At 41.5% G+C, this 3408-nt stretch carries 1 protein-coding gene and 2 rRNA genes (1 of these 3 only partly in view); all 3 read left to right on the top strand.

Annotated features, from left to right (window positions below; all coding sequences use genetic code 11):
* Nucleotides 1-2135: ribosomal RNA gene (locus AC3VJB_RS15420) — 23S ribosomal RNA — on the top strand; it begins 738 nt to the left of the window's first position.
* A gap of 100 nt (nt 2136-2235) precedes the next feature.
* A 5S ribosomal RNA gene (gene rrf / locus AC3VJB_RS15425) occupies nt 2236-2344 on the top strand.
* 600 nt (nt 2345-2944) lie between these two features.
* Nucleotides 2945-3268, top strand: coding sequence for a DUF4294 domain-containing protein (locus AC3VJB_RS15430; RefSeq protein WP_437825025.1), 324 nt, complete (start codon nt 2945-2947; stop codon nt 3266-3268).
* The last annotated feature ends 140 nt before the right edge of the window (nt 3269-3408 follow it).

Genomic DNA, 3408 nt, shown 5'->3' on the forward strand with positions numbered 1-3408 from the left:
GTGGTAACACACAGTGGAGGACCGAACCAGTTGACGTTGAAAAGTCTTTGGATGACCTGTGGGTAGGGGTGAAAGGCCAATCAAACTCGGAAATAGCTCGTACTCCCCGAAATGCATTTAGGTGCAGCGTTGAATAAAAGTTTTATAGAGGTAGAGCTACTGATTGGATGCGGGGGCTTCACCGCCTACCAATTCCTGACAAACTCCGAATGCTATAAAATGTTTTTCAGCAGTGAGGGCATGGGTGCTAAGGTCCATGTCCGAGAGGGAAAGAACCCAGACCATCAGCTAAGGTCCCCAAATATATGTTAAGTTGAAAAAACGAGGTTTGACTGCCCAGACAGCTAGGATGTTGGCTTGGAAGCAGCCATTCATTTAAAGAGTGCGTAACAGCTCACTAGTCGAGCGGTCGAGCATGGATAATAATCGGGCATAAACATATTACCGAAGCTATGGACTTTTAAAAGTGGTAGGGGAGCATTCTATATGTGCTGAAGGTGTGCTGTGAGGCATGCTGGAACGTATAGAAAAGAAAATGTAGGCATAAGTAACGATAAAGGGGGCGAGAAACCCCCTCACCGAAAGACTAAGGTTTCCTCAGCGATGCTAATCAGCTGAGGGTTAGTCGGGACCTAAGGCGAATCCGAAGGGAGTAGTCGATGGACAACAGGTTAATATTCCTGTACTTCTTATAATTGCGATGGGGTGACGGAGTACTGAAAGCACCGCGAACTGACGGAATAGTTCGTTGAAACATTTAGGTATTAGACTGGTAGGCAAATCCGCTGGTTTAGCTGAAGTGTGATAGTACCACAAGTCTTCGGATGCGTGGATAGTGTGCCTAAAAACTTCCAAGAAAAACCTCTAAGCTTCAGGTTATAAGAACCCGTACCGTAAACCGACACAGGTAGTTGGGATGAGAATTCTAAGGTGCTCGAGAGATTCATGGCTAAGGAACTAGGCAAAATAGACTCGTAACTTCGGGAGAAGAGTCGCCAACAGCAATGTTGGCCGCAGTGAAAAGATCCAGGCGACTGTTTATCAAAAACACAGGGCTTTGCTAAATTGAAAGATGATGTATAAGGCCTGACACCTGCCCGGTGCTGGAAGGTTAAGTGGAGTTGTTAGCTTCGGCGACGCAATCAAATGAAGCCCCAGTAAACGGCGGCCGTAACTATAACGGTCCTAAGGTAGCGAAATTCCTTGTCGGGTAAGTTCCGACCTGCACGAATGGTGCAACGATCTGGATACTGTCTCAGCCATGAGCTCGGTGAAATTGTAGTATCGGTGAAGATGCCGATTACCCGCAGCGGGACGAAAAGACCCCGTGAACCTTTACTATAGCTTCGTATTGACTTTGGATAAGTAATGTGTAGGATAGGTGGGAGACTTTGAAGCGGCGTCGCTAGGCGTTGTGGAGTCATCCTTGAAATACCACCCTTTGCTTATCTAGAGCCTAACTCAGCAATGAGAACAGTGCGTGGTGGGTAGTTTGACTGGGGTGGTCGCCTCCAAAAGAGTAACGGAGGCTTCTAAAGGTTCCCTCAGCACGCTTGGTAACCGTGCGTAGAGTGCAATGGCATAAGGGAGCTTGACTGAGAGACATACAGGTCGATCAGGTACGAAAGTAGAGCATAGTGATCCGGTGGTTCCGCATGGAAGGGCCATCGCTCAAAGGATAAAAGGTACTCCGGGGATAACAGGCTGATCTCCCCCAAGAGCTCACATCGACGGGGGGGTTTGGCACCTCGATGTCGGCTCGTCACATCCTGGGGCTGGAGAAGGTCCCAAGGGTTGGGCTGTTCGCCCATTAAAGTGGCACGCGAGCTGGGTTCAGAACGTCGTGAGACAGTTCGGTCTCTATCTGCTGTGGGCGTTAGAAATTTGAGTGGATCTGACTTTAGTACGAGAGGACCGAGTTGGACTGACCTCTAGTGTATCTGTTGTCTCGCCAGGGGCACTGCAGAGTAGCTACGTCGGGAAGGGATAAGCGCTGAAAGCATATAAGCGCGAAACCCACCACAAGATGAGATTTCTTTAAAGGGTCGTGGAAGATCACCACGTTGATAGGCTATAAGTGTAAGTGCAGTAATGTATGTAGCTGAGTAGTACTAATAACCCATAGGCTTATGTACGTATCCCGGTCCTAGTGGCCGGGAGCAAACTCTTTGATGAATTTAGGATATGATTTTACTAATATGTTAACTTTTACAGTTGAAATATACTGAAACGATTTAAGGTGATTATCGCAATGGGGCTCACCTCTTACCATTCCGAACAGAGAAGTTAAGCCCATTAGCGCCGATGGTACTGCCACAGGTGGGAGAGTAGGTCGTTGCCTTTCTTTATCAAGCCTCAATCTTTAAAAGATTGAGGTTTTTTTTTGATCTTTATTTTCGAGGGTATTATTGTAGTAAAAGCACGTTATACTGAATCAACTCACCTTATTGAATCTTCACTAAAGAAGATGTCACTATAGAAATGCCTACCGCGTAGTTTTTAATCCTTTCCTTGTTACTTTCAATCTTGATAAAGATCCTTAAAAACAACCGTATTTTAATGTTTAATATTCAACAGGAAATAGTTATACACTTATAATTTAAGTTTTCTTCCATCCAAGATATTCACTACTAGATCTCCTAAAAACTATGATTTATTACGAGAGTCAATATAAATAGCTGTAATATTATATTTGTTTAAAATCTCTGAAACTATTCCTTTTCTAGCAAAAGGAATAAATAATCATAAGCATTAGGTAAATTCTCAGTAGGCATGTAATAGATAACCTAAGAAATAAAAATTACTTTCCAGAATTAAACTATTAAAACTAGCATCAATTTCGATAAGGTTAAAATATCTTTAAAATGATTTTACAATAGCAATATCATTTTCCCTATTATTATTGACATAAATTTTTCAAAAACTGATTATTTTATTAAAATTAATTCATCGCCAAACAGGAAAAACAGCCTTTGCTAATGTAAAAGAGTTAAGAAGTGGTTGGAAAGCCTTTTGGTACAATACTACAGCAAATTTATTTAAACTATCATTAAAGTCAGAGTATAAACCTGAAGCGGAAAACGAAGATTATTTAGTAGAGGACATTATACAGCGAGCATATATAGAAGAAAAGTTGGAGTATCAAGAGCCTAAATTACGAAAGAATTATTTAGTAATTGTATCCAAAAGTAGAGGATATATTGATGTATCCGAGTATAAAGAGATGTTTTCGAAGATGCGAAAGAAGCGAAAACGAAAGAAAAAGTAAAAAAATAAAGAATTCAAATTCTTACTAAAGTTGATAATTAAGTACTGTAATAGTTATATGTACTTCCATGTTAGAAGCATTAAAATAGTAATAAATATAGTAAACAAAGGTAGGAGAGAAGTATAGGATAAAAAACTTTC

Source organism: Tenacibaculum sp. TB-53, assembly GCF_059716285.2.